Raw genomic sequence first — 21,993 nt, forward strand, 5'->3', positions numbered from 1 at the left:
AAGCGTTAGTTTGATAATGCTTTTCTAACCAATTGAGAGATCACAGAAGGATCAGCACGTCCTGCCGTTTTAGATTTCAGCACACCCATGACTTTTCCCATGTCTTGCATAGAGGTTGCACCTTGTTCGCTTATCTCAGCATTCACTAAAGCAGCCAGCTCCTCTTCGCTCATTTGCTGCGGCATAAATGTATTGATAATATCAATCTCGAACTGCTCTTTTTGCGCCAAATCATCACGACCATTGTCTTGAAACACGTGCAAAGACTCTTGGCGCTGTTTTAATTGTTTTTGAAGAATCTCTAGGACAGCAGCGTCATCAAGCTCAACACGTCTATCTATTTCTATTTGTTTGATTACCGACTGAATGTTACGCAGTACTTTGACCTTTTCAAGCTCACGCGCTTTCATTGAAGTTTTTACTTGATTGGTAATAGTATCCTTTATTGTACTCATATAATTCTCCTATTATTCTTATACTGATTGTATTTTATGACATTTGCGGTATTAATTAACGGTATGAAACAGGGATTTTATTAAGTGCTTATCAATAGTTTATTTATCATATAATCACTTGAGCATATTGATTACTATCTCAAAAATTATCAGAAGCTATCTTTTACCCATAAGCTCATAGTAGATATATATTAAAAGTTTAGCACAAAAAAACCACTTGTCTATCGACGCATACTTGGATAAAACAAGATGCTACGAACAAGTGGTTATTACCGCTATTAAAACAATCTATCTACAGATAGATTATTCTCAATTAGTACATACGAGTGGTACGAATTGATTCGCGCTGTAATTTCTTTTTGTAGCGTTTAACTGCTGCTGCCTTTTTACGCTTACGCTCTTGCGTTGGCTTTTCATAAAACTCGCGCTTACGTACATCAGACAAAACACCAGCTTTTTCGCACGCACGCTTGAAGCGACGGATAGCGATATCTACAGGTTCGTTTTCTTTAACCTTAACTGAAGGCATGCAGACTCCTTAATAAATAGTAGGAAAATTGAGACGTTGACATTAACAATGCTGTAAATTTAGTATTAGCCACAATGTCTCTTTAACTTATGGCATCAGCTATTGTTAGAAAAAATACTAAATCCTTATACTGGTATAAGAATTAAGAGCGAGAATATACTATGTAATCAGTATCTTGTCAAGTATATTAGAGCAACCCCTGACGCAATAATTATATAGTTTATTTTTTTCGTTTGTGTAATTATAAATAGTGAGATAAACCCATATTAAATTTAAGCTTTTGATATATGGCTTTAACAATATAATATTATCAATTTATTATTGATACCTTTATTATCTTGAGGGATTGTGAATAGGGGTGCTCTTAAGATTATTCAACCATACAGCCATTAATTTATACGTTTAATCGTCATTTATTGATAAGTTTAACCAGTTAGTTTAATAAAAATTAAGCTCATGTAATAAGCTTACCTAAAAGTAAATAAAAAAAGAGAATAAAAAAGAGCGATTAAACGAAAACGTAAAATGCTATTCAAATCAATATATTTACATACCGAATTATTTAATTATAAGGGAGCCAGTTATGTCCAATACTAACCAGCAACATCCATTTAATTCTGCAAGTCATAAAACATCATCATGTACGTTAGGCGTTAGCGCTTTGTTATTAGGCGCAGCCCTATCGTTGTCTGCCTGTGGTGGTAACGATCATCATGAAGTTAAAGCGGTGGATAAAGTAGATGAAGCGGCAGAGCTTGCTCAGAAGAACGCCCCTGAAGCTGAGGTTGTCGTGGTAGTAGAAAGCACGACAACTCAGCCTACTGGCGAAGACATGGCAACTACCGAAGATATGGCGACTGCTGAAACGGCGACAGAAGATGCTGCTGATGCAGAAGCCGTTGATGCTGATGCAGAATTAAACTCAGATGCTGAGGTTGAAGAAGCCGCTGCCCAAGTTGGTGCGGGTGCTAAGCTTTCAGCTTCTGCGGGTAAAGAATTATATGAAGCAAAATGTAAAGTCTGTCATGAAACAGGACTATTGGAAGCGCCTAAGTTTGGCAACAGCGTCGATTGGGCTCCCCGTTTAACGCAGGATAGAGAGACATTAGTTACGCACTCTGCTGAAGGTTATAAACAAATGCCTGCTCAAGCTGTTGGTGATGTGACTAAAGAGCAAGTTGCCGCTGCTGTGGATTATATGATTGAACACTCTTCATAAGATGAATAAGCATAATGTGCTCTAGCTATACTTATATTAAATACTATATCTAGAAAATGCAAAATACGCTTAGACCCGATTCAATATGCTTAAACCCGCTTGATTATTTGCTTAACTAACGCCATAAATGACTATATTATGGCGTTTTTTATTTGTTTAAAACAATAGTATCCATATATAGTGATGAATAACAAGTGGCGATGAGTGTCTATACGCGTACCTATTCGATTACAGATATGCATAACTGTAAATATTCAACGCGTATTAAATTCTTAGCATATTGAAGAAGGTGAAACTTGAAAGTATTGGGCTTAGAAACATCATGCGACGAGACCGGGCTGGCTATTTTTGATAGTGAGTACCTAAACTATGATACTGTTGATGGCATGGATAGTGTTGATAGCACGGATAATAAGTGTGAAAGTAGTAACGGTATAGTTGGTCAGGTTTTGTATTCTCAGATTGAATTGCACGCTAATTACGGCGGCGTCGTACCTGAGCTTGCGAGTCGTGACCATATACGCAAGCTAGTCCCTCTATTAGATCAGCTATTAGAACAATGTGGACTCACTAAGAACGATATCGATGCGATAGCGTATACCAAAGGTCCTGGTCTAATCGGGGCGTTAATGACAGGCGCTTTGTTCGGTCGTAGCTTAGCCTATGGTTTGGATGTTCCTGCTATTGGTATCCATCACATGGAAGGTCATCTATTGTCACCTTTGTTGGGTGCCAATCCTCCAAGCTTTCCCTTTGTATCTCTATTGGTATCAGGGGGGCATACCCTATTAGTAGCTGCTCACGGTATTGGCAACTATGAGATATTGGGGGAAAGTATTGACGATGCCGCTGGCGAATGTTTTGATAAAGCGGCAAAAATGCTAGATTTGCCGTATCCAGGGGGGCCTAATGTGGCAAAACTAGCCCAAAATGGCGATCCCACTACTTATAATTTACCTAGGCCGATGCTGCATCGAGGTCTGGATTTCTCCTTTAGTGGTATGAAAACTGCCGTCCACAACTTGATTAAAGATACCAACGGCTCAGATGATGATCCGGTTGTACGCGCTAATATAGCGGCAAGTTTTCAACACGCGGTTGTAGATACTTTGGTAAAAAAGTGTGTTAAAGCGCTAAAACAAACGGGAATGCATCAACTGGTTATTGCAGGGGGTGTCAGTGCAAATATCCATCTACGTAATACACTCGAGCAAGAACTGGCTAAAATAAATGCGACTGTCCACTATGCGCCGCTTGAATTATGTACAGATAATGGGGCGATGATTGCTTATGCTGGCTATCAGCGCTTACAGGCTGGTCAGCAAGATGACTTAGCGGTGAGCTGTGTGCCCCGATGGGATATTAGTGAGCTACCATCTATTGCCTCTTAACTTAAAGGCCAGCAATTAAAACCATATTCATTAACTAAATCTAGATTAATCACTATTATTAAATTCAGGAGGCGATATGCAGTGGCTGGCCATTGGGTTAGGAGCAGGACTGGGAGCTTGTTTGCGTGCATTATTGGCCCGCTTAAATCCACTGCATGCTTGGATACCATTTGGTACTCTGGGCGCGAATATATTGGGTGGTTTTCTGATAGGAATCGCTATGGTTGTTTTTCTACGCATGGGATCAGACTGGAGTCCAAATGTAAAATTATTTGTGATTACTGGTTTTTTAGGGGGTTTGACTACCTTTAGTACTTTTAGCAGTGAAGTGTTCGGGTTGCTTAATTCTGGAAAGGTTGCGGCGGGTCTTAGTTTAGTAGGGTTACATGTTGTTTTTACGTTATTTGCCACAGCAATTGGCTATTATTTGACTCGAACTTTAATTTAGGCTCAAGTGTCTGACTTTATCCTATTATCTTTCAACTCAATATTAATTTATCAAACATAACTTTAAAATGGTTTATCATAACTACCTAAAACATACTTTGAATCTACTCGTTATCTTATTTCATACTACCTCACCTTTAATTATCTCATTTCATACTATCTCAAGGTTTGACCATCTCTTCTAATAGGCGCGCAAATCCTTGCATATATGCAATGTCTTGGCTACTTTGGCGAGTAGCTGCAAATAGTTGGCAATATACCCCCTGATTTTTAGTCGGTGAAACTATGGTTTTGTCCTCAATTGATGCGATATTCAACGGTCGTGTCACAACCCATCCTTTCTTCTCATATTCAGCAGCGACCCAATCAGGTAAAGCTGCTACCCCGCGTTCACTGGCTACTAACTGAATTAGCATTGCTGTCAGCTCAGTCGTTCTTATCTTAGCAAAGCTCATATTTGCTGGCGCCATAAACTTATCAATGATATCAAGCCGTTTGGTTTCCACAGGATAAGCGATTAAGGTTTGGTCCACTAAGTCAGCCGGTTCAATACTGTCTTTACTGGCTAATGAATGTGTGGGAGATAGCACCAAACGGCTTTCATAGGTAAATAAAGGCTGATAACAAATACCCTCGATAGCTAGATCACTGGTTGTGATTAATAAATCTATATCACCTTCACTAAGCAGATGGTGCGGCTCGGGCTCAAACCCAGTGGCGAAATCAAGCTCAACATCAGACCATTCTTTACGAAATTGATTTAATATTGGCATCAACCAATCAAAACAACTGTGGCATTCAGACGCTATTCTTAAACGGCCGGCCTGACCATGGGCCAATCTTTTTAAATTATTTTTTGTTCGTACCACTTGTGGCAAAATATTATCTGCAAGCTTTAAGACGACATTTCCAGCTGGTGTAAATGATAGGGGACGTGTACGACGATTAACAAGCTTCAGACCATAATAGCTTTCAATTTCTTTTAGCTGGTGAGAGACGGCAGATGCAGTAACATGAAGCTCCTCTGCAGCGGCTGCAAGAGACCCATGCGCACGAAGGGCAGTCAGTGTTTGAAGATGTCTTAGCTCAAGCATAAGTATTTATCGTTTTAATTATGAATAGTAGAATGTGGTTTAAGTGACGACCGTTGTCTCTATTTTAACGCATTATGTTTATAATATTCATATGTTTATTTAGCTGTTTGTTCGACTGTTTATTTACTTATTCGTCTGTTAGCTACATGTTCGACTATTTATCTACTAAGCACATTTATTTAACAGGCACTTTTATTTACTAGGAACTTTTATTTAACAGGCACTTTTATTTACTAGGAACTTATATTTACTAGGAACTTAAATTAAAAGTCACTTTTATTCATAGGTCTGTCTATTGCTTGTATAAATTAATACTAACGTACTATCTATACCGACATTGAATTTAGGTTATTTAACGTTGATTTGTCTATTGATATAATTTTAATATAGAAATAGGTGTCTTTTCTGCTACCATAAATAATAATATCTTAGCTAACTAAAAAACTTTAAAATAATTTAGGGCAGTCAAAGGCTACCTAAAGATAGAGAGGGTGCATGGTTTTACAGAAAATACAGAGGTTTTTAGCATATGAAGCTGCAGGAGGTATTGTGCTTGCCATAGCAGCTATCCTAGCCATGATTATTGCTAATTCACCCTTATATGGCTGGTATGAGTCATTTATTCATGCACCAGTAGTGGTTCAAGTAGGTGATCTGATCATCAGTAAAGATGCTCATCATTGGATTAATGATGGCTTAATGGCGGTATTCTTTTTCTTGGTAGGACTTGAGCTTAAACGAGAAGTATTAATAGGTGAATTGTCTAATATTAAACAAATCATACTACCAGCGGCAGCAGCGGTAGGCGGTATGTTGGTTCCTGCGCTTGTTTATGTTGCATTTAACTACTCAAATCCTGAGTACTTAAAAGGTTGGGCTATTCCCGCGGCAACAGATATTGCGTTTGCCATTGGTATTTTGAGCTTACTAGGAAGCCGCGTACCAAATGCTCTCAAAATATTCTTAGTCTCTATCGCTATCTTCGACGACATAGGTGCTATTTTAATTATCGCATTATTTTACACCAGCGATCTGTCATTACAGGCACTAGCAATAGCGGCATTGTGCTTGCCTTTTTTGTATATCCTCAATCGCCGCAACGTAACAGCGATTACGCCTTATTTGTTCTTTGGCGTTATTATGTGGATTGCAGTACTTAAGTCCGGCGTTCACGCCACGCTCGCTGGTGTGCTCTTGGCTCTATTTATACCTATGGTAGACGCTGATGACCCCGAGCACTCGCCCCTAGAAGAGCTTGAGCATGACCTACATAGTACGGTTGCCTTTGCAATTTTACCGTTATTTGCTTTTGCAAATGCAGGCATATCATTAAAAGGGGCGGGTTTCGAGCAGTTGCTGCACCCTGTACCTTTTGGTATAACGGCAGGATTGTTCGTCGGTAAACAGATAGGCATTATGCTGATGTGTTGGCTAATTATTAAAATAGGTTTGGCACAGCTGCCTAATGGGACAAACCTTAAACAGATCTATGGTGTGTCGTTATTATGCGGCGTTGGATTTACGATGAGCTTATTTATCAGTGGACTTGCCTTCGGTGGTTCAACCGAAGGATTTGATCCTCGCTTAGGTATTATATTAGGCTCAATTATATCTGGTGTCGCAGGTTACCTATTATTAAAAGCTACTTTGAAGGAGGATGTGAATACTGCGACTTTAGATTTAACTAAGTCATAGGTCATACTCAGTTTTCATATTATGGATATAAAATTTACATAACTTAATAAAAATATTGAACTTGCTCTCAAACTCATGACAAGTCATAACAATCTAATAAAAGTATATTATTTATAATATTAAGTATTCAATAAAGTTTCTATTACAGTTTGTAGATCATGAAATTTAAACATAATTGATATCTATTAAGTTTTGTACCTATTCGTATGTATTATTTCTTTTAATGAGATTTAATTTTTTATGAGCTGTATAAATAAAATTAATTGTTAGATATAAATAAAACACTTTTAATAATTCAAATAATTTATTTGTTTACTAATTATAAGGACTCGATATGAAAAAGTTATTAGTAGGTTTACCTTTAACATTAATGTTAGCAGCGTGTGCAACTGATCCTGCGGCTACTCACGTCACAACTAATAAAGCGTACGATCGCATGGCTCCTGAGCAATTTATCTGTGAAGATAACTCAAAGGTTTATGCCAAATATTCATTAGATGGTACTGAAGCGATGTTGACCGTAGATTTGCCAAAAGCAGATTGGACGAACCAAAGTATCACTATGGATGCCGCCCAAGCTGCTTCGGGCTCACGCTTTGTTAATAACGATAGCAGCAATGTCACTTATGAATGGCATGCTAAAAATGATTTTGGACTAATGAATGTTATGTGGGCTGATGGTAAGGAATATATGGTTAAGTGCAAACGCCGTTAAAACCCTATTTTAGTCTATAGATATTAAAAGACAGCAATATGATAATTGCTGTCTTTGTTGTTTTGAAATCTATTAAGCGTTATACAATGGGCTAATTATTAGCGCTTGTATGTTTTATATTAGAGATTTCTAAAGACTTAAAGAGCAATCATCAAAAATGGACTTTTAAATATAGTTGTGACGTAAATAAATAATAAGGTGCATACCTTAATTGACCAAAGTTAATTTTCAGACACATTTATAACACTATAAAAAATATAAGATTCTTCAATCTATTTAAATTACTTCTGTTATAATACGCAGCTTGGTAAACCAGACGATCGCCGTTTTGAATAAAACCTTGCGTTTTAGGATAAAGGGAGGAAAGTCCGGGCTACATAAGGCAGCGTGCCAGCTAACTGCTGGGCGGGGTAACCCGACGACAAGTGCAGCAGAGAGAAGACCGCTTTATTAGATTTTATCTAATAGAGTAAGGGTGAAACGGTGTGGTAAGAGCACACCGCATGATTGGTAACAATTCATGGCAAGGTAAACTCCACGCGTAGCAAGACCAAATAGGTGTCCATTTTTTGTCGCCTGCAAAGGACACGGGTAGGTTGCTTGAGTGCACTGGCAACGGTGTACCTAGATGAATGATCGTTCACGACAGAACCCGGCTTATCGGTTTACCAATTTATTTTTTTTGATCTAGGGGTTGACGTCTTTATTATTATTTAGCATAATACCGCCCTCAAATGGCAATGTAGCTCAGCTGGTTAGAGCGCACGACTCATAATCGTGAGGTCGGGAGTTCAAGTCTCCCCATCGCCACCAAATTTGATAGTCAGTGCTATTCTAAAACCGATTACTTTGCTTATCACGCCAAGTAGTCGGTTTTTTTTTGCTAGTATTATCCTATTCGATGTTTAACAGCCCCAATTCAATCAACTCAATTTCATTAAATTTATACCGCTTACAAGACAGCTGAAAGCTGTTAGAATAGCTATAAGTACTATTTTAGATAAGTAATATTTCAGATAAGTACTATTTCAGATAAGTACTATTTTATATAGGTAAGATTTCAGATAAATACAATATCAGATTTTCTTTTAATTTATTTAATAACCTAGGTAGCTGCAAGACGTGACCGCATTATCAAACATTAGAAACTTTTCAATCATTGCCCATATTGATCATGGCAAATCAACTTTGGCTGATCGCTTTATCCAGACTTGTGGTGCTCTTCAAGATAGAGAGATGCAGGCGCAAGTTCTAGATTCAATGGATATTGAGCGTGAACGTGGAATAACTATTAAAGCGCAATCTGTGACTTTATATTATGATCATCCAAATGGCGAGCGTTATCAGCTGAACTTTATTGACACGCCAGGGCACGTTGATTTCTCCTATGAAGTGTCACGATCTCTTGCAGCTTGTGAAGGCGCACTATTGGTTGTTGATGCGGCGCAAGGTGTCGAAGCTCAGTCGGTTGCAAACTGTTATACCGCTGTCGATCTAGGGCTTGAAGTATTGCCCGTACTTAATAAAATTGACTTGCCGCAAGTAGAGCCTGAGCGGGTTATTCAAGAGATTGAAGACATCATCGGTATTGAAGCGATTGAGGCGCCGCGTGTCTCAGCAAAATCTGGTTTGGGTGTAGATGAGCTATTAGAAGCGTTGGTTGAAAATATACCTGCACCAACTGGCGATCGTGAAGCGCCATTACAAGCACTGATAATTGACTCTTGGTTTGATAATTATTTAGGTGTTGTCTCTTTGGTACGTGTCCGTCAAGGCACGCTTAATAAGGGTGAGAAAATACTGATTAAATCAACTATGGACTCGCATCTGGTTTCTTCAATAGGGGTGTTTAGTCCTAAGCCCGTTGAAACAGGTAAACTTGAAGCTGGGGAAGTGGGTTTCGTGATTGCAGGTATCAAAGACATTCACGGTGCACCAGTTGGTGACACAATTACGCATGAAAAAACACCTGATGTCGATCTAATCCCTGGATTTAAGCAGATAACCCCGCAGGTTTATGCAGGATTGTTCCCTGTTGATTCAAATGATTTTGAGAAGTTTCGTGAAGCATTACAAAAGCTTCAAATTAACGACTCTGCGCTATTTTTTGAGCCAGATACTTCTGACGCACTTGGGTTTGGTTTTCGTTGTGGTTTTTTAGGTATGCTGCATATGGAAATTATTCAAGAGCGTTTAGAGCGCGAATATAATTTAGATTTAATTACGACTGCGCCCTCTGTTATTTACGAGATTAAGCGCAAAGATGGGGAGACTTTATTAGTCGATAACCCATCAAAACTTCCTGACCCTGGCTTTATCGATGAGTTTCGTGAGCCAATAGCACGTTGCCAAATACTTGTACCTCAAGACTATCTGGGTAATGTAATTACGTTATGTATGGAGCGCCGCGGTGTTCAAGTTGATATGCGTTTTATGGGCAAACAAGTTCAACTCGTTTTTGATATACCACTGGGTGAAGTCGTCATGGACTTTTTTGATCGTCTAAAGTCAGTCTCACGCGGGTTTGCCTCTCTAGATTATGAATTTGATCGTTATGAAGCAGACAAATTGGTTAAAGTTGATGTCTTAATTAATGGTGATAAAGTAGATGCCTTGGCAATGATTTGCCATCAAGAACAAGCACGCTATCGTGGCAACCAATTGGTTGAAAAGATGAAAGAATTGATCCCGCGTCAGATGTTTGATGTGGCTATTCAAGCTGCAATTGGCAGTCAGATTATTGCTAGAAGTACAGTCAAAGCCATGCGTAAAGATGTTCTTGCCAAATGCTATGGTGGTGATGTCTCACGTAAGAAAAAACTACTTTCTAAGCAAAAAGAAGGCAAAAAACGCATGAAGCAAGTGGGCAATGTTGAAATACCTCAAGAGGCTTTCTTAGCGGTTTTACAAGTCGATAATCAGTAAACACACAATAATAACGTGTTGATACCAATCATCAAGCGCTGAAGGCAGCTATATGGATTTTGATTTTAACGTAATATTAGTTCCCATAACCTTATTCTTAGGGCTTATTTGGTTATTGGATAAAGTATGGTTCAAGCAGCATAAGCGTCAAACGGCGTCATCTTCTAAAGAGGTGCAAGCAGCACATGAGAATTTAGCTGCAAAAAAAGACGCGTATATTTCGGCGCTATCCAAATATGATATGAAGCATATCAATCCAGATGAGCTTCTAGACCCTACAGCTCTGAGCACTGCACCTATTGAAGTTAAGCAGACAGAACGTGAGTATCGAGAGGCCAATCGTCACTACCGTATTGCCACAACGGAACCTTCAACTCAATCCTCAAATGAGCATTTTCTAATTCGCTGGGCGCACGATTACTTTCCAGTACTGGCAGTGGTATTAGTGGTTAGGTCATTTATTATTGAACCTTTTAATATTCCATCTTCTTCAATGGTTCCTGCATTGTATACAGGAGATTTTGTTGCGGTCAATAAGTACGCATATGGTATCCGATTGCCATTAACTTACAATAAGGTAATGGATAACGGCAGTCCTGAACATGGGGATGTGGCTGTATTCCGTTTTCCTGAAAATCCTAAAATATACTATATCAAACGAGTGATCGGCTTGCCTGGTGACACCGTTAGTTTTAATAATGGTCAGCTATACGTCAATGGTGAGGCTATACCTACTGAGCAGGTGGACTTTTCTGCAGATAAAGCATTGGTTGAACGACTCTATACACCAGTAAAAGGAAGTGATCCAAGTCGTGAATGGGATTTATCGCCCGAACAGGCAGTACAAAATGCTTTCAAAGAAGAATCAGCGGCCAGTTATTATCGTGAAACGCTAGGTGAACATGATTATCTACGTCGCTACTTAGCTCCAAATCTACAACACGCTGCCTATTCAGAATTTTTGGATCAACCTATCTCGCACGCTAGCAACTGGGAGGTATACGTTCCTAAAGATAGCTATTTTGTTATGGGTGACAATTCAGATCGTAGTGAAGATAGCCGTTTTTGGGGGTTTGTTCCAGACAGTCATTTGGCGGGCAAGGCAGTCTACGTATGGATGCATAAAAAACCAGGTTTGAATTTACCGACATTTAGCTACAACCGATCCATTGATTAAACTCGTTGCTTGTCTAAATATGTAGTGATATAAGAGTAGTTTTTGATACATATATAATAAAATAGTTATAATCTTTTGCTATAAACGCTTTGCAGTCAACCTGTGAGGACACGGCCTAATTTGATTTTTAACGTCTTATTTTTAGACGTCTTATTCAAAGAATGATTATTTAATAGAATAACTGCTAAATATATAAATGGTGTCTCATTCAATATTTTGAGACGTGAAAATATTTCAATGAAGTAAAATGTAATGCCTAATAAGTTACCACCCCAACAGAGATATACTAAATTTGAGCAAGGTCTTTTAGTGCTCGAAAATAATCTTGGGTATAAATTTAAAGATACCAGTTTAGCGAAACTTGCCTTAACGCATCGATCATATGATGGCAAAATAAATTACGAGCGTTTAGAGTTCTTAGGAGATGCTTTACTAGGAATGATAATAGGTGAAGCTTTATATTATCAATATCCTAATCAAAATGAAGGTCGTTTAACCCGTATGCGGGCGACTTTAGTACGTCAAGAATCACTCGTTATTGTGGCTCAAAAGCTATATTTATCCTCGCATTTAATACTGGGCGTGGGTGAACGTAAGGGAGGTGGACGTGAACGTGCTTCTATTTTAGCCGATGCTGTTGAATCTTTGATTGGGGCAATTTATTTAGACAGCCAAAGCATAGATACGGTAAAGGAATGTGTTTTAGAGTGGTTCTCTGAATTAATTGATAATGTGAATGATCAACGTGTTCTTAAAGATGCTAAGAGCCGTTTACAAGAATGGCTACAAGGTTATAAATTTGAGCTACCTAACTATGCGTTGTTAGAAACGCAGGGTAATGCGCCTAATCAAATATTCGTGGTGCGCTGCGAGGTAGAAGTGCCGCACAGTACGCCTATCATTGAGTCTGGCGAAAGTAGACGTATTGCTGAGCAGAAAACGGCGGAGAAGATGATTAACCAATTAAATAAGTTGGTTAGCGAGCGAATTGTTAAAATCAAGCCTTAATACCTTATTAGATTTAGAAGGGTAGATTACAACAATTATATTAAGACGCATATATCGTATTTTCTATATAATCTCATTTCTTAAATTTTACACTTATAACTCGTTTATTATTACTTATAACTTATCTATTATTAACAGACACTGAATAACAGTCACTTTTACTTCTCCGATTGTCTTGTACTACTTTAATTGTAGAATAAAGTTTAAGTGAACTCACGACACGAATTTTGTTCTTTTCAGCGTCTATATTCATATGAATATCAATATTAAATATCGGATTAAATGGTTTATGAATAACACTTCAAATGATCAGGATCTAAAACAAGATACAGAATCAACTATTGATAGTTTTTTTGATAGTACACCTTTAGTAGAGGATTACCGCGCAGGTTATGTAGCAATAGTAGGGCGGCCAAATGTAGGCAAATCCACATTGATGAACCATCTACTGGGTCAAAAGCTTTCTATTACTTCGCGTAAACCACAAACGACACGCCACCGTATACATGGCATTTTATCTACCACTGACATGCAAGCTGTATTTGTCGACACCCCAGGTATTCATCGCAATGAGGTACGCCTTATCAATGAACGCATGAATAAAGCGGCTATATCTTCATTAATCGATGTTGATTTAGTGCTGTTTGTCGTCGATGGTGAGCAGTGGCGTGAAGATGATTTACTAACCCTCGATAAAATTGGAGAAACTAAGACCCCCGTCGTATTGGTTATTAATAAAGCTGATACTATCAAGGACAAAGGGTCTATTCTACCCCTTATAGAAACTTATCATGAAAGCTTTGATTTTGCTGATATCGTGCCAGTTTCAGCGCTTAAAAACCAAAACTTGGAGCGTCTGCAATCGGTGATTAGGTCACATCTTCCTCAAGGTGATCCTATTTATGACACCGAACAAATTACAGATCGAAGTGAGCGTTTCTTAGCCAGTGAGATCATACGCGAAAAAATTATGCGTCAAGCAGGGGAAGAAGTCCCATACGATTTAACCGTTCAAATAGATGAGTTTAAAGACGAGCATGCGCATGTTGATCCAAAAACAGGACGTAAACGAAAGGCAATGACATTTATAGATGCCACTATCTTTGTTGAGCGCAATGGTCAAAAAGCGATTGTTATTGGAGATAAAGGCTCAAGAATAAAGCAGGTCGGGATTGCCGCACGTGAGGACATGGAAGCTTTATTTGAACGTAAAATTATGCTAAATCTTTGGGTTAAAGTAAAACAAGGGTGGTCAGATGATGCCCGTGCATTGAATAGCTTAGGGTATTAAGTGATTGTCTATTAATAAATACTGATTTAACAACTATTGACCGAAAACACAGAGGGGTCGCTGATGCGTAATGAGCCAATACATGCTTATAGTTTACATCAACGGCCTTTTCAAGAAAAACGAACCATTTATTATTTATTAACCAAGGAATACGGGATATTACATGGCATCGCTCAAAAAGGTATCCCGCAATTTGTTCCACTTACCTTATTTGCAACAGGTAAAAAGTCCTTAAAAACCTTTCAGCAGATTACTATTGATCAAGCGGCGCTTAAAGCAAGTGCTCAAACAGCATCTCATACAAACGTCCAATCTTCACTTGCTAAGCATTCTACGAGCTATCAATCAGCTGAGCATGAGTCAGTAAATAAACCGCACGCTCATCAGACTACGATTAGTTTAGTAGGCCAGCAGCAATATGCAGCTTTATATCTGAACGAAATCACCATCAAGCTGCTTCCTGTAGAAGATAGTGTTCCTAGTGTATATGAACAGTACCAACACACCATTGCTCAATTGCATCAATCCTTATCCATGACTGAGTTGAAGCTTATTTTACGTAATTACGAAACCGTGCTTTTTCACGAGCTAGGTTATGCAATTGATCTTGATCAAGACAATCAGCAGGACACTATCCATCCCACTAATTGGTACCGATACACCCCAGATAGTGGTTGGCAGGTACTTGATGTAAATGACATTGATGTAAATAACGTTAAAGCGGGCAATTTAGGTAATTCAGACATAAAAACGCTAGCTATCAAGCCAATATCAGGGAAAGAAATAATAAATATGCGTGAAGGCGTTAGCTTGCAAACACTAAGTAGCTGGTCTATTTTACATCGTCAGCTTATAGATGCTTTGTTTGATTATCAGCCTCTGCATAGCCGGGTACTTTGGCAGCAGTTTAACCGTTATCAATAGTTGATTGTAGGAACTTAAGCGGTGGTCATTGTTTAGTGATAATGTACTTTGATTAACTATGTATGGTTTGTACGTCAAGTACGATTAAGGACAGTCAGTTTTTTTAAAGGCATAAGGTTTGTAGCGAAATAAACCCTGCTGATTTATAGAGATTTGATACATATCTGTTGTTTTGCCAGAGGTAGGGCAATACTTAATGTGTCCAAAATGCCCACGTGGTGAACCAGAATCACCATAAAATTTAATATAATTTCTTCTACCCGCTCTAAGATAGATGCTGCCATAATCTAAATTTAGCAGCTGCTTTGATATAATTTTATTAAGGCGTTTATCAAATTTATTATTACCATCGTTGTCACTAAATATTAAAATAGCATGATTAGCGTTTTTATCGCATACGTTATCTATGGTTGCTGGACATAATATAATATTTTGACTCTGAATAAGACTTTCTGATTTTGCAATTCTGTATGATTGAATAATGTAACTTCTAATCTTTTTTGATTCCCAGCTATGCAGGGTCGAATATAAATTGGGTATGGCAATAGTTAGTAATATAGCTATGATAGAGATTGTAAATATTAATTCAAAAAGGGTAATGCCCTTTATTGTTTTAATTAATGGTGTGTTTTTTGATATACTTTTACGCTTAATTGCTATACCTTTAATGCTCTTCAAAAATATACCTCGTTCATATATAGCGTCTTAATATTGTCGGTCGATACATAGCCATTAAATGGTGATTTAATATTCCGGACTATATTATTAGCTTATATAAATTTAAAAATTAGGTATACTAATCTATTTAAGTGCGCATATCTACTTATCTATCATATTTAATGAATATATAATGGCACATATATTCTGTAAACTATATTTATTAGAACGATAGACTTAAATTGATTTATATTTTAATGTCAAATTTTGTTACATTTGGTGAAAACTTAATGTAAATGATAGAACATTTGCAGGCCTTGTAATAAAATAGTCCGCAGAGAGTTATAGACACTTTTATTAACTTTAGTGTGTTTATAATGAAACTTTAAATATTTCTTATTTAACTTTATATTAACTTTTTATTAAGCTTTTGAGTATAGCAGTGATTATATTTGTACATGATTAGGTAGTTTGTTCACAAAAACTTGTTGTAAACTATTTTAATTGTATATAAGCTATCATATGAATGTTTAAATAGTATCTAAACCTATGCTAAATTGGGTGTGATGCTGCAAATTAGTGGTATATAAAGTTTATTCATACAATAATTGTCCTTTGGAGGAAGTTTATGAAACTTAATAAAATGACCTTAGCTATAATTGCTGCAGCTACTGCACCAATGATCGCTTCAGCTGGTGTAACCGTTAGTCCATTATTACTAGGTTATCATTATACCGATAACGGTGATACTGTAGAAGAAATGGAAAAAAAGCTTGGCTTCTCTGAAGAAAGCGATCTGTATACAGGTGCTGCTCTTGGTATTGAATTAACACCTTCTACTCAATTCCAAGTTGAATATGGTGTTTCTGATTCTGACGCTACTACTAACGATGGCGATGTAAAAATTGGTAAATCAGAGCATGAAATGATCTCTGGTAACTTCTTAGTAGGTTTTGATCAGTTTTACGGTTATAACGACAGCCCATTTCGTCCATACGGTTTGATTGGTGCTGGTCAGTCTAAAATTGAACTTACAAAAGATTCAGGTGCAACTGCCTCTACTAAAGATACTATTGGTAACCTAGGTTTAGGAGCTATGTATCGTGTCAATGATGCTTTAAGCTTACGTGGTGAAGCGCGTGCAATCCATAACTTCGACCATGATTGGTGGGAAGGTATGGCTTTAGCAGGTCTTGAAGTCGTTCTTGGTGGTCACTTAGCACCAGCTGTTGCAGCACCTGTACCACTTGTTGAACCTACACAACCTGTATTCGTTATTGAACCTGATAAAGACTCTGACGGTGATGGGGTGTTTGATTCTAAAGATCAGTGCCCTAATACACCACCTAACGTTGTGGTTGATAGCGTAGGTTGCCCAGTTCAAGAACAATTGATTGATGAACTGAAAATGGAACTACGTGTATTCTTCGATAACGACAAATCTGTAATCAAACAGCAGTATATGCCTGAGATTGCTAAAGTTGCTGAGAAGATGCGTGAATATCCTAACTCTTCAGCTAGAATTGAAGGTCATGCTTCAAAAACTGGTCCATCAGCTAGTTATAACCAACGCTTATCTGAAGCACGCGCTATTGCTGTTAAAGGTGCTTTAACTAATCAGTTTGGTGTTGCACCAAACCGCTTAAGCACAATTGGTTATGGTTATGAGCGCCCAATCGCGCCTAACGATACTGAAGAAGGTCGTGCTATGAACCGCCGTGTATATGCTGTTATCACTGGTAACAAAACAATGACTGTTGATAAAACTATAAACTAAAATTATTAGTAATTTCCTAATTATTTAATAATGATTTGTTTAGTTTCAAAAAAAGTCACCAACTTGGTGGCTTTTTTTAATGCTCTAGATTTAATAGTTAGCAACTCATGTCAACACATATTTAAAACTAATTATTAACTGTCATATATTAGTGTTATACTGCACCCCTTAAAAAGTAGTTATTTATTACCCGCAAAATATTGAGTCTTTAAAATTATGTCAAATGAAATAGAAAATTTACGCAATATCGCTATTATAGCTCACGTTGATCACGGTAAAACCACTCTTGTTGATAAACTATTACATCAATCAGGTACGTTCGATGATCGTGCAAATATTGCAGAACGCGCAATGGATTCAGGCGCAATTGAGCAAGAACGAGGCATTACGATTCTTGCAAAGAACACAGCCATCAAATGGCAACATCCTGATAGAGATACAGAATACCGAATTAATATTGTAGATACTCCAGGTCACGCCGACTTCGGTGGTGAAGTTGAACGTGTCATGTCGATGGTAGACTGCGTTTTACTTGTAGTTGATGCTATAGATGGCCCTATGCCACAAACGAGATTTGTTACCCAGAAAGCTTTTGAACAGGGTTTAAAACCTATTGTTGTTATTAATAAGATTGATCGCCCTGGTGCTCGCCCTGACTGGGTTATGGATCAAATCTTTGATTTGTTTGATAATTTAGGTGCTAGTGATGATCAGTTAGACTTCCATATTGTCTATGCTTCGGCCTTAAATGGGGTCGCAGGTTTAGACGCGGACAATCTTGCAGATGACATGACGCCACTATTTGAAACCATAGTAGATGTTGTTGAACCACCACAAGTAGATGCTGATGCACCGTTTCGTATGCAAATCTCTAGCCTTGACTACAACAACTTTGTTGGGGTTATCGGTATAGGACGTATTGAACGTGGTCGTGTAAAAACAAACACACCAGTAACGGTTATTGATAAAGATGGTAAAACACGTAATGGCCGTATTCTAAAGATTATGGGCTATCATGGTCTTGAACGTATTGAAGTTGATAACGCTCAAGCGGGTGATATTGTATGTATCACAGGTATTGATCAACTTAATATTTCAGACACCATATGTGATCCTGATCATGTCGAAGCGTTACCGCCTCTAACAGTCGATGAACCTACGGTTTCAATGACGTTCCAGGTTAACAATTCGCCTTTTGCTGGTCGCGAAGGGAAATTTGTCACCTCACGTAATATTCGTGAACGTCTAGATCGTGAACTTATTCATAACGTTGCATTACGCGTAGAAGATACTGATTCAGCAGAGAAATTTAAAGTTTCAGGTCGTGGTGAGCTTCATTTGTCAGTACTAATCGAGAACATGCGCCGTGAAGGTTATGAATTGGCTGTATCTCGTCCTGAGGTTATCGTAAAAGAGGTAGATGGCAAACTTCAAGAGCCTTATGAAAATGTTATATTTGATGTTGAAGAAGAGCATCAAGGCGCTATTATGGAACAAGTTGGGTTGCGTAAAGGTGAAATGTCAGACATGCAGCTTGACGGTAAGGGTCGTATTCGTATTGAAGCGACGATGCCAGCACGAGGCTTAATTGGATTTCGTTCTGAGTTTCTAACTTTGACCTCGGGCTCTGGTATTTTAACCTCAAGCTTCTCACACTATGGTCCGCAGAAAGCTGGTGAAGTTGGTGGTCGTACAAATGGTGTATTAATTTCTATGGCTAATGGCGTTTGTTTAGGTTACGCATTATTTAACTTACAGAAGCGTGGTAAGCTCTTCGCTGAGCCTCAGCTTGAAGTTTATGAAGGTATGATTGTTGGTATTAATTCACGTAGCGATGACATGGTGGTTAATCCAACTACAGCTAAGCAGCTGACTAACGTACGGGCGAGTGGTACTGATGAAGCCTTAACATTAGTTCCGGCGATTAAGCTGACATTAGAGCAAGCGCTTGAGTTTATCGAAGATGATGAATTGGTTGAAGTGACACCTAAGTCTATCCGTCTTCGCAAGCGTTATTTGACAGAAAGTGAGCGTAAGCGCCACGGCCGTAAGAAAGAGAAGTAATGGATAGTGAGTATTATTAAGTTGTTGATATATTTAATATTAATTTAGCTTACAAATTAAATACAGTAACGCTTATATCTCAAGGGTTAACATAGCACACTTATGTTAACCCTTATTTTTATAAATTTTATTTGGAGAACAGTTTATGAGTATGATGTCAGAATTTAAAGAATTTGCCTTGAAAGGTAACGTCATGGATCTTGCGGTAGGTGTTATCATTGGTGGCGCATTTGCTACCATTACGACTTCATTGGTCGAAGATATCATCATGCCAATAGTGGCGTTTATATTTGGCGGAGAATTAAACTTCGAAAATATGTTTGTTATTTTAGGAGACAAGCCAGAAGGCGTAATGATGTCATATGAAGCTTTAAAAGAAGCAGGTGTACCTGTTTTAGCTTACGGTAACTTTATTACTGTACTTATAAACTTCTTAATCTTAGCATTTATTATTTTTATGATGATCAAAGGAATGAACTCACTTCGCCGTAAAGAAGAAGCACAAGAAGATGCGCCTGAACCATCAGAAGAGGCTTTATTGTTACGTGAGATTAGTAGCAAGTTGAATAAATAGATAAATAGATAAATAGATAGATAGATAAATAGATAGATAAATAAATAGTTTGTATATAATTATTTAGATATTTGCGCTTCGTAATATACTTAACGAAATCTAATGCTATAAATGATATTTGGAAGCGTTGAAACTCAAATTTATAGTCAAACTAAAGGGGTGAACATTATTGACATGTTCACCCCTTATATTTTTATTAGTTAGTTCTATTGAGCGATACACATAGCTTATATAAACTATTCAGGTAGTACGATCACATTATCATTGGTATTAATTAAAATCTCTGAAGGCTGATCTACAATAATTCTAATCTGATTGTCAGTTTCTACCTGTGATTTATAATAATTATCTTCAGCGACGGTACATCCTAAACATCGATTCATGGCCTCCCAAGGCTCTGCGACCATTTTCTGCGCTGCCATATCACTGTTACCGCCCGCAATAGAGAAAGGAAGGCTTACGACATAAGCGGCCGTCCCAACGATGGCATTGACCAGTTGTAGGGGTTTACTAACCACCGTATCTACAACCATAGTTTCATAGGAGGGGCCGAAGTCCTGTTCATCAATCTCTATGGCAGCAAGACTTGGCGTCGCTATCGTTAATGCTAATCCAAGTGCGGCAATGGTACTAAATTTACTGTTTTTAAATTTAATGGTGCTGGATTTAAATGACATGTTATATCCTTAAGAGAAACTCAAGTTAATAATTCTTGGATTCGTCAACAAACTCTAGGCTTTGAAATTTGTATAAAAGTTTATTAAAGCAAGTTGTGTCTTCTTAATCAAGCGATGAATCAATTAATTCAAAACTAAATAAATATGAGGATCAGTTAAACATTCAAATATGGACTGGCGGTGACTATTTGTATTCAATAAGTAGAGAAATTTTGGACACTTAGTCTTTCTAAGATATAAAATTCATCAATGCAGTGGAATAAAGTAGTCCTAATATATGAATGTTTAACAGACCCTAGTTCAACCTTATACTAATTTAAATGCTGACAGTTAGGACAATAAGTACTTGATCGTCCTGAGATAACGGTCTTTTCTATAGTGGTGTCACAATTGGGACAAGGTTTATTAGGTTTGCCATAAATATTTAACGTTTGTTGAAAGTATCCAGTTGTACCTGCAGCAACTGTAAAATCACGTAGCGTTGTACCACCCTTTGTGATTGCACGTTTAAGAATTTCTTGTATATGAAAGGCAAGCTCATCCAGTTGTTGTTTATTTAATGTATGCGCAGGCGTACTAGGATGTATCTTAGCAAAAAACAAACTTTCAGTTGCGTATATATTCCCAACACCAACGACAAATGTTTTATCCATAATAACCGATTTAATTGGGCGTTTGATAGGCTGTAAAAGACGCTTTGAGCTCTTTTTAGACAACGTGTTTTGAGTAATACGGTGAATACGATCATAAAGGTAGTCACCCGTAAATGCATCGCTTAATGGCTCCGCGCCTAGATGATCAAATAGTTTATTAGCATAGTCATCAAACCACAATACTGCCCCAAATCGGCGAGGATCATGATAATGAAGCTGAACTAGGGGCTGATTGATCGCGTCTGGTTGATGTAGATTCAGCTGAAACTCAATTATTAGATGATCGTGTTTACGTTTTTCAGTGCCAGCTTCAAATTGCTGCAAGCTACCAGACATACCTAGATGAATGATCATCTTTTTAGTATATATTAAATGATCTAACTTATTACAATCTTTGAACGTGGGTTCATCTTTAGTAAAAGTTAAAATTAGATATTTCGCTCGACGTTCAACATGTGTTAGTACATAGCCTTTAAGTGAATCTAAGTCGCTAGGTATCGGCCAGCGTAATTTTGGTTGAAAGATTTGGATATTTTGAACTTGTGCGCCTAATAAGGGATCAAGGCTTGATTTGGTAGTTTCAACTTCAGGAAGTTCAGGCATAACGATGGTGCTCATCAAAACAACAGCTTTGTACTTACTGTTTACTTATTAGAAGATATGGGGTTTAAATAACTTTAGGTAATGAAGCAATAGTTTCTGTAATAAATAATATTTGATA

The 21,993-nt window shown here is 37.7% G+C and carries 19 protein-coding genes, 1 tRNA gene, 1 other RNA gene and 1 pseudogene; 16 read left to right on the forward strand and 6 right to left on the reverse strand.

The features are described 5' to 3' along the window. Positions 1–5: 5 nt before the first annotated feature. Positions 6–455, reverse strand: coding sequence for a GatB/YqeY domain-containing protein (locus AC21OH_RS00220; RefSeq protein ID WP_486534760.1), 450 nt, complete (start codon positions 453–455; stop codon positions 6–8). Positions 456–768: 313 nt separating this feature from the next. After that, positions 769–984 (reverse strand): 30S ribosomal protein S21, encoded by a 216-nt coding sequence (gene rpsU / locus AC21OH_RS00225; RefSeq protein ID WP_007394316.1) that lies wholly within the window; start codon positions 982–984, stop codon positions 769–771. A 583-nt stretch (positions 985–1,567) separates the two neighbouring features. Here rpsU and AC21OH_RS00230 point away from each other — a divergent pair. The 3 genes from AC21OH_RS00230 to crcB all read left to right on the forward strand — a co-directional run bounded on the left by AC21OH_RS00230 (position 1,568) and on the right by crcB (position 4,042). Beyond that, the gene (locus tag AC21OH_RS00230; protein WP_487370581.1) at positions 1,568–2,203 is read left to right on the forward strand and encodes a c-type cytochrome; all 636 of its coding nucleotides are present in this window, start codon (positions 1,568–1,570) and stop codon (positions 2,201–2,203) included. Between the two features lie 296 nt (positions 2,204–2,499). Next, positions 2,500–3,594 (forward strand): tRNA (adenosine(37)-N6)-threonylcarbamoyltransferase complex transferase subunit TsaD, encoded by a 1,095-nt coding sequence (gene tsaD / locus AC21OH_RS00235; protein WP_487370582.1) that lies wholly within the window; start codon positions 2,500–2,502, stop codon positions 3,592–3,594. A gap of 76 nt (positions 3,595–3,670) precedes the next feature. Further along, the gene (gene crcB / locus AC21OH_RS00240; protein ID WP_487370583.1) at positions 3,671–4,042 is read left to right on the forward strand and encodes a fluoride efflux transporter CrcB; all 372 of its coding nucleotides are present in this window, start codon (positions 3,671–3,673) and stop codon (positions 4,040–4,042) included. Between the two features lie 160 nt (positions 4,043–4,202). Here the strand turns inward: crcB and AC21OH_RS00245 are convergent, their stop codons facing one another. Continuing rightward, positions 4,203–5,135 (reverse strand): LysR family transcriptional regulator, encoded by a 933-nt coding sequence (locus tag AC21OH_RS00245; RefSeq protein WP_487370584.1) that lies wholly within the window; start codon positions 5,133–5,135, stop codon positions 4,203–4,205. A 495-nt stretch (positions 5,136–5,630) separates the two neighbouring features. Between AC21OH_RS00245 and nhaA the strand changes: the two genes are divergently transcribed. From nhaA to recO, 10 genes and pseudogenes are all read left to right on the forward strand, one after another. Then, positions 5,631–6,830, forward strand: coding sequence for a Na+/H+ antiporter NhaA (gene nhaA / locus AC21OH_RS00250; RefSeq protein WP_487370585.1), 1,200 nt, complete (start codon positions 5,631–5,633; stop codon positions 6,828–6,830). A gap of 334 nt (positions 6,831–7,164) precedes the next feature. Beyond that, positions 7,165–7,545 carry an MliC family protein gene (locus tag AC21OH_RS00255; RefSeq protein ID WP_487369623.1) on the forward strand — a complete coding sequence of 127 codons (381 nt, stop codon included), beginning with the start codon at positions 7,165–7,167 and terminating at the stop codon, positions 7,543–7,545. Positions 7,546–7,849: 304 nt separating this feature from the next. After that, positions 7,850–8,221, forward strand: an RNA gene (rnpB, locus tag AC21OH_RS00260) — RNase P RNA component class A. 60 nt (positions 8,222–8,281) lie between these two features. Next, positions 8,282–8,358: transfer RNA gene (locus AC21OH_RS00265), tRNA-Met, on the forward strand. 309 nt (positions 8,359–8,667) lie between these two features. Next, the gene (lepA, locus tag AC21OH_RS00270) at positions 8,668–10,470 is read left to right on the forward strand and encodes a translation elongation factor 4 (RefSeq protein WP_487369624.1); all 1,803 of its coding nucleotides are present in this window, start codon (positions 8,668–8,670) and stop codon (positions 10,468–10,470) included. A 52-nt stretch (positions 10,471–10,522) separates the two neighbouring features. Next, positions 10,523–10,642 (forward strand): annotated as a pseudogene (locus AC21OH_RS00275) (signal peptidase I); the annotation flags it as partial. Between the two features lie 69 nt (positions 10,643–10,711). Then, on the forward strand, positions 10,712–11,647 hold the full coding sequence (gene lepB, locus AC21OH_RS00280; RefSeq protein ID WP_487369767.1) for a signal peptidase I: 936 nt from the start codon (positions 10,712–10,714) through the stop codon (positions 11,645–11,647). Positions 11,648–11,899: 252 nt separating this feature from the next. After that, positions 11,900–12,655, forward strand: coding sequence for a ribonuclease III (gene rnc / locus AC21OH_RS00285; protein ID WP_487369625.1), 756 nt, complete (start codon positions 11,900–11,902; stop codon positions 12,653–12,655). A 289-nt stretch (positions 12,656–12,944) separates the two neighbouring features. Then, complete coding sequence (era, locus tag AC21OH_RS00290) at positions 12,945–13,946, forward strand: GTPase Era (RefSeq protein ID WP_487369626.1); 1,002 nt, start codon at positions 12,945–12,947, stop codon at positions 13,944–13,946. Between the two features lie 63 nt (positions 13,947–14,009). Then, positions 14,010–14,870, forward strand: a complete 861-nt coding sequence (gene recO / locus AC21OH_RS00295; protein WP_487369627.1) for a DNA repair protein RecO — start codon at positions 14,010–14,012, stop codon at positions 14,868–14,870. A gap of 84 nt (positions 14,871–14,954) precedes the next feature. Here the strand turns inward: recO and AC21OH_RS00300 are convergent, their stop codons facing one another. Then, complete coding sequence (locus AC21OH_RS00300) at positions 14,955–15,548, reverse strand: prepilin-type cleavage/methylation domain-containing protein (RefSeq protein WP_487369628.1); 594 nt, start codon at positions 15,546–15,548, stop codon at positions 14,955–14,957. Between the two features lie 607 nt (positions 15,549–16,155). Between AC21OH_RS00300 and AC21OH_RS00305 the strand changes: the two genes are divergently transcribed. From AC21OH_RS00305 to mscL, 3 genes are all read left to right on the forward strand, one after another. After that, positions 16,156–17,304, forward strand: coding sequence for an OmpA family protein (locus tag AC21OH_RS00305; protein ID WP_487369629.1), 1,149 nt, complete (start codon positions 16,156–16,158; stop codon positions 17,302–17,304). Between the two features lie 216 nt (positions 17,305–17,520). After that, positions 17,521–19,368: a translational GTPase TypA gene (gene typA, locus AC21OH_RS00310; RefSeq protein ID WP_486534747.1), complete on the forward strand. Its 1,848-nt coding sequence runs from the start codon at positions 17,521–17,523 to the stop codon at positions 19,366–19,368. 145 nt (positions 19,369–19,513) lie between these two features. Further along, positions 19,514–19,942, forward strand: a complete 429-nt coding sequence (gene mscL, locus AC21OH_RS00315) for a large conductance mechanosensitive channel protein MscL (RefSeq protein WP_486534746.1) — start codon at positions 19,514–19,516, stop codon at positions 19,940–19,942. A 236-nt stretch (positions 19,943–20,178) separates the two neighbouring features. On the opposite strand, the gene AC21OH_RS00320 is transcribed toward mscL, so the two are convergent. Both AC21OH_RS00320 and mutM read right to left on the reverse strand, forming a co-directional pair. Continuing rightward, positions 20,179–20,619: a hypothetical protein gene (locus AC21OH_RS00320; RefSeq protein ID WP_487369630.1), complete on the reverse strand. Its 441-nt coding sequence runs from the start codon at positions 20,617–20,619 to the stop codon at positions 20,179–20,181. 311 nt (positions 20,620–20,930) lie between these two features. Then, positions 20,931–21,875 (reverse strand): bifunctional DNA-formamidopyrimidine glycosylase/DNA-(apurinic or apyrimidinic site) lyase, encoded by a 945-nt coding sequence (gene mutM, locus AC21OH_RS00325; RefSeq protein ID WP_487369768.1) that lies wholly within the window; start codon positions 21,873–21,875, stop codon positions 20,931–20,933. Between the last annotated feature and the right edge of the window lie 118 nt (positions 21,876–21,993).

It is taken from the genome of Psychrobacter sp. CX10 (assembly GCF_057621575.2).

What these genes read in the sequence shown, in the direction of transcription:
- mutM (WP_487369768.1), bottom strand. Translation starts at nt 21,875, where the DNA reads ATGCCTGAACTTCCTGAAGTTGAAACTACCAAATCAAGCCTTGATCCC.
- recO (WP_487369627.1), top strand. Translation starts at nt 14,010, where the DNA reads ATGCGTAATGAGCCAATACATGCTTATAGTTTACATCAACGGCCTTTT.
- rnc (WP_487369625.1), top strand. Translation starts at nt 11,900, where the DNA reads ATGCCTAATAAGTTACCACCCCAACAGAGATATACTAAATTTGAGCAA.
- AC21OH_RS00245 (WP_487370584.1), bottom strand. Translation starts at nt 5,135, where the DNA reads ATGCTTGAGCTAAGACATCTTCAAACACTGACTGCCCTTCGTGCGCAT.
- mscL (WP_486534746.1), top strand. Translation starts at nt 19,514, where the DNA reads ATGAGTATGATGTCAGAATTTAAAGAATTTGCCTTGAAAGGTAACGTC.
- crcB (WP_487370583.1), top strand. Translation starts at nt 3,671, where the DNA reads ATGCAGTGGCTGGCCATTGGGTTAGGAGCAGGACTGGGAGCTTGTTTG.
- era (WP_487369626.1), top strand. Translation starts at nt 12,945, where the DNA reads ATGAATAACACTTCAAATGATCAGGATCTAAAACAAGATACAGAATCA.
- AC21OH_RS00230 (WP_487370581.1), top strand. Translation starts at nt 1,568, where the DNA reads ATGTCCAATACTAACCAGCAACATCCATTTAATTCTGCAAGTCATAAA.
- typA (WP_486534747.1), top strand. Translation starts at nt 17,521, where the DNA reads ATGTCAAATGAAATAGAAAATTTACGCAATATCGCTATTATAGCTCAC.
- AC21OH_RS00220 (WP_486534760.1), bottom strand. Translation starts at nt 455, where the DNA reads ATGAGTACAATAAAGGATACTATTACCAATCAAGTAAAAACTTCAATG.
- AC21OH_RS00320 (WP_487369630.1), bottom strand. Translation starts at nt 20,619, where the DNA reads ATGTCATTTAAATCCAGCACCATTAAATTTAAAAACAGTAAATTTAGT.
- lepB (WP_487369767.1), top strand. Translation starts at nt 10,712, where the DNA reads ATGAAGCATATCAATCCAGATGAGCTTCTAGACCCTACAGCTCTGAGC.
- nhaA (WP_487370585.1), top strand. Translation starts at nt 5,631, where the DNA reads ATGGTTTTACAGAAAATACAGAGGTTTTTAGCATATGAAGCTGCAGGA.
- AC21OH_RS00305 (WP_487369629.1), top strand. Translation starts at nt 16,156, where the DNA reads ATGAAACTTAATAAAATGACCTTAGCTATAATTGCTGCAGCTACTGCA.
- rpsU (WP_007394316.1), bottom strand. Translation starts at nt 984, where the DNA reads ATGCCTTCAGTTAAGGTTAAAGAAAACGAACCTGTAGATATCGCTATC.
- AC21OH_RS00255 (WP_487369623.1), top strand. Translation starts at nt 7,165, where the DNA reads ATGAAAAAGTTATTAGTAGGTTTACCTTTAACATTAATGTTAGCAGCG.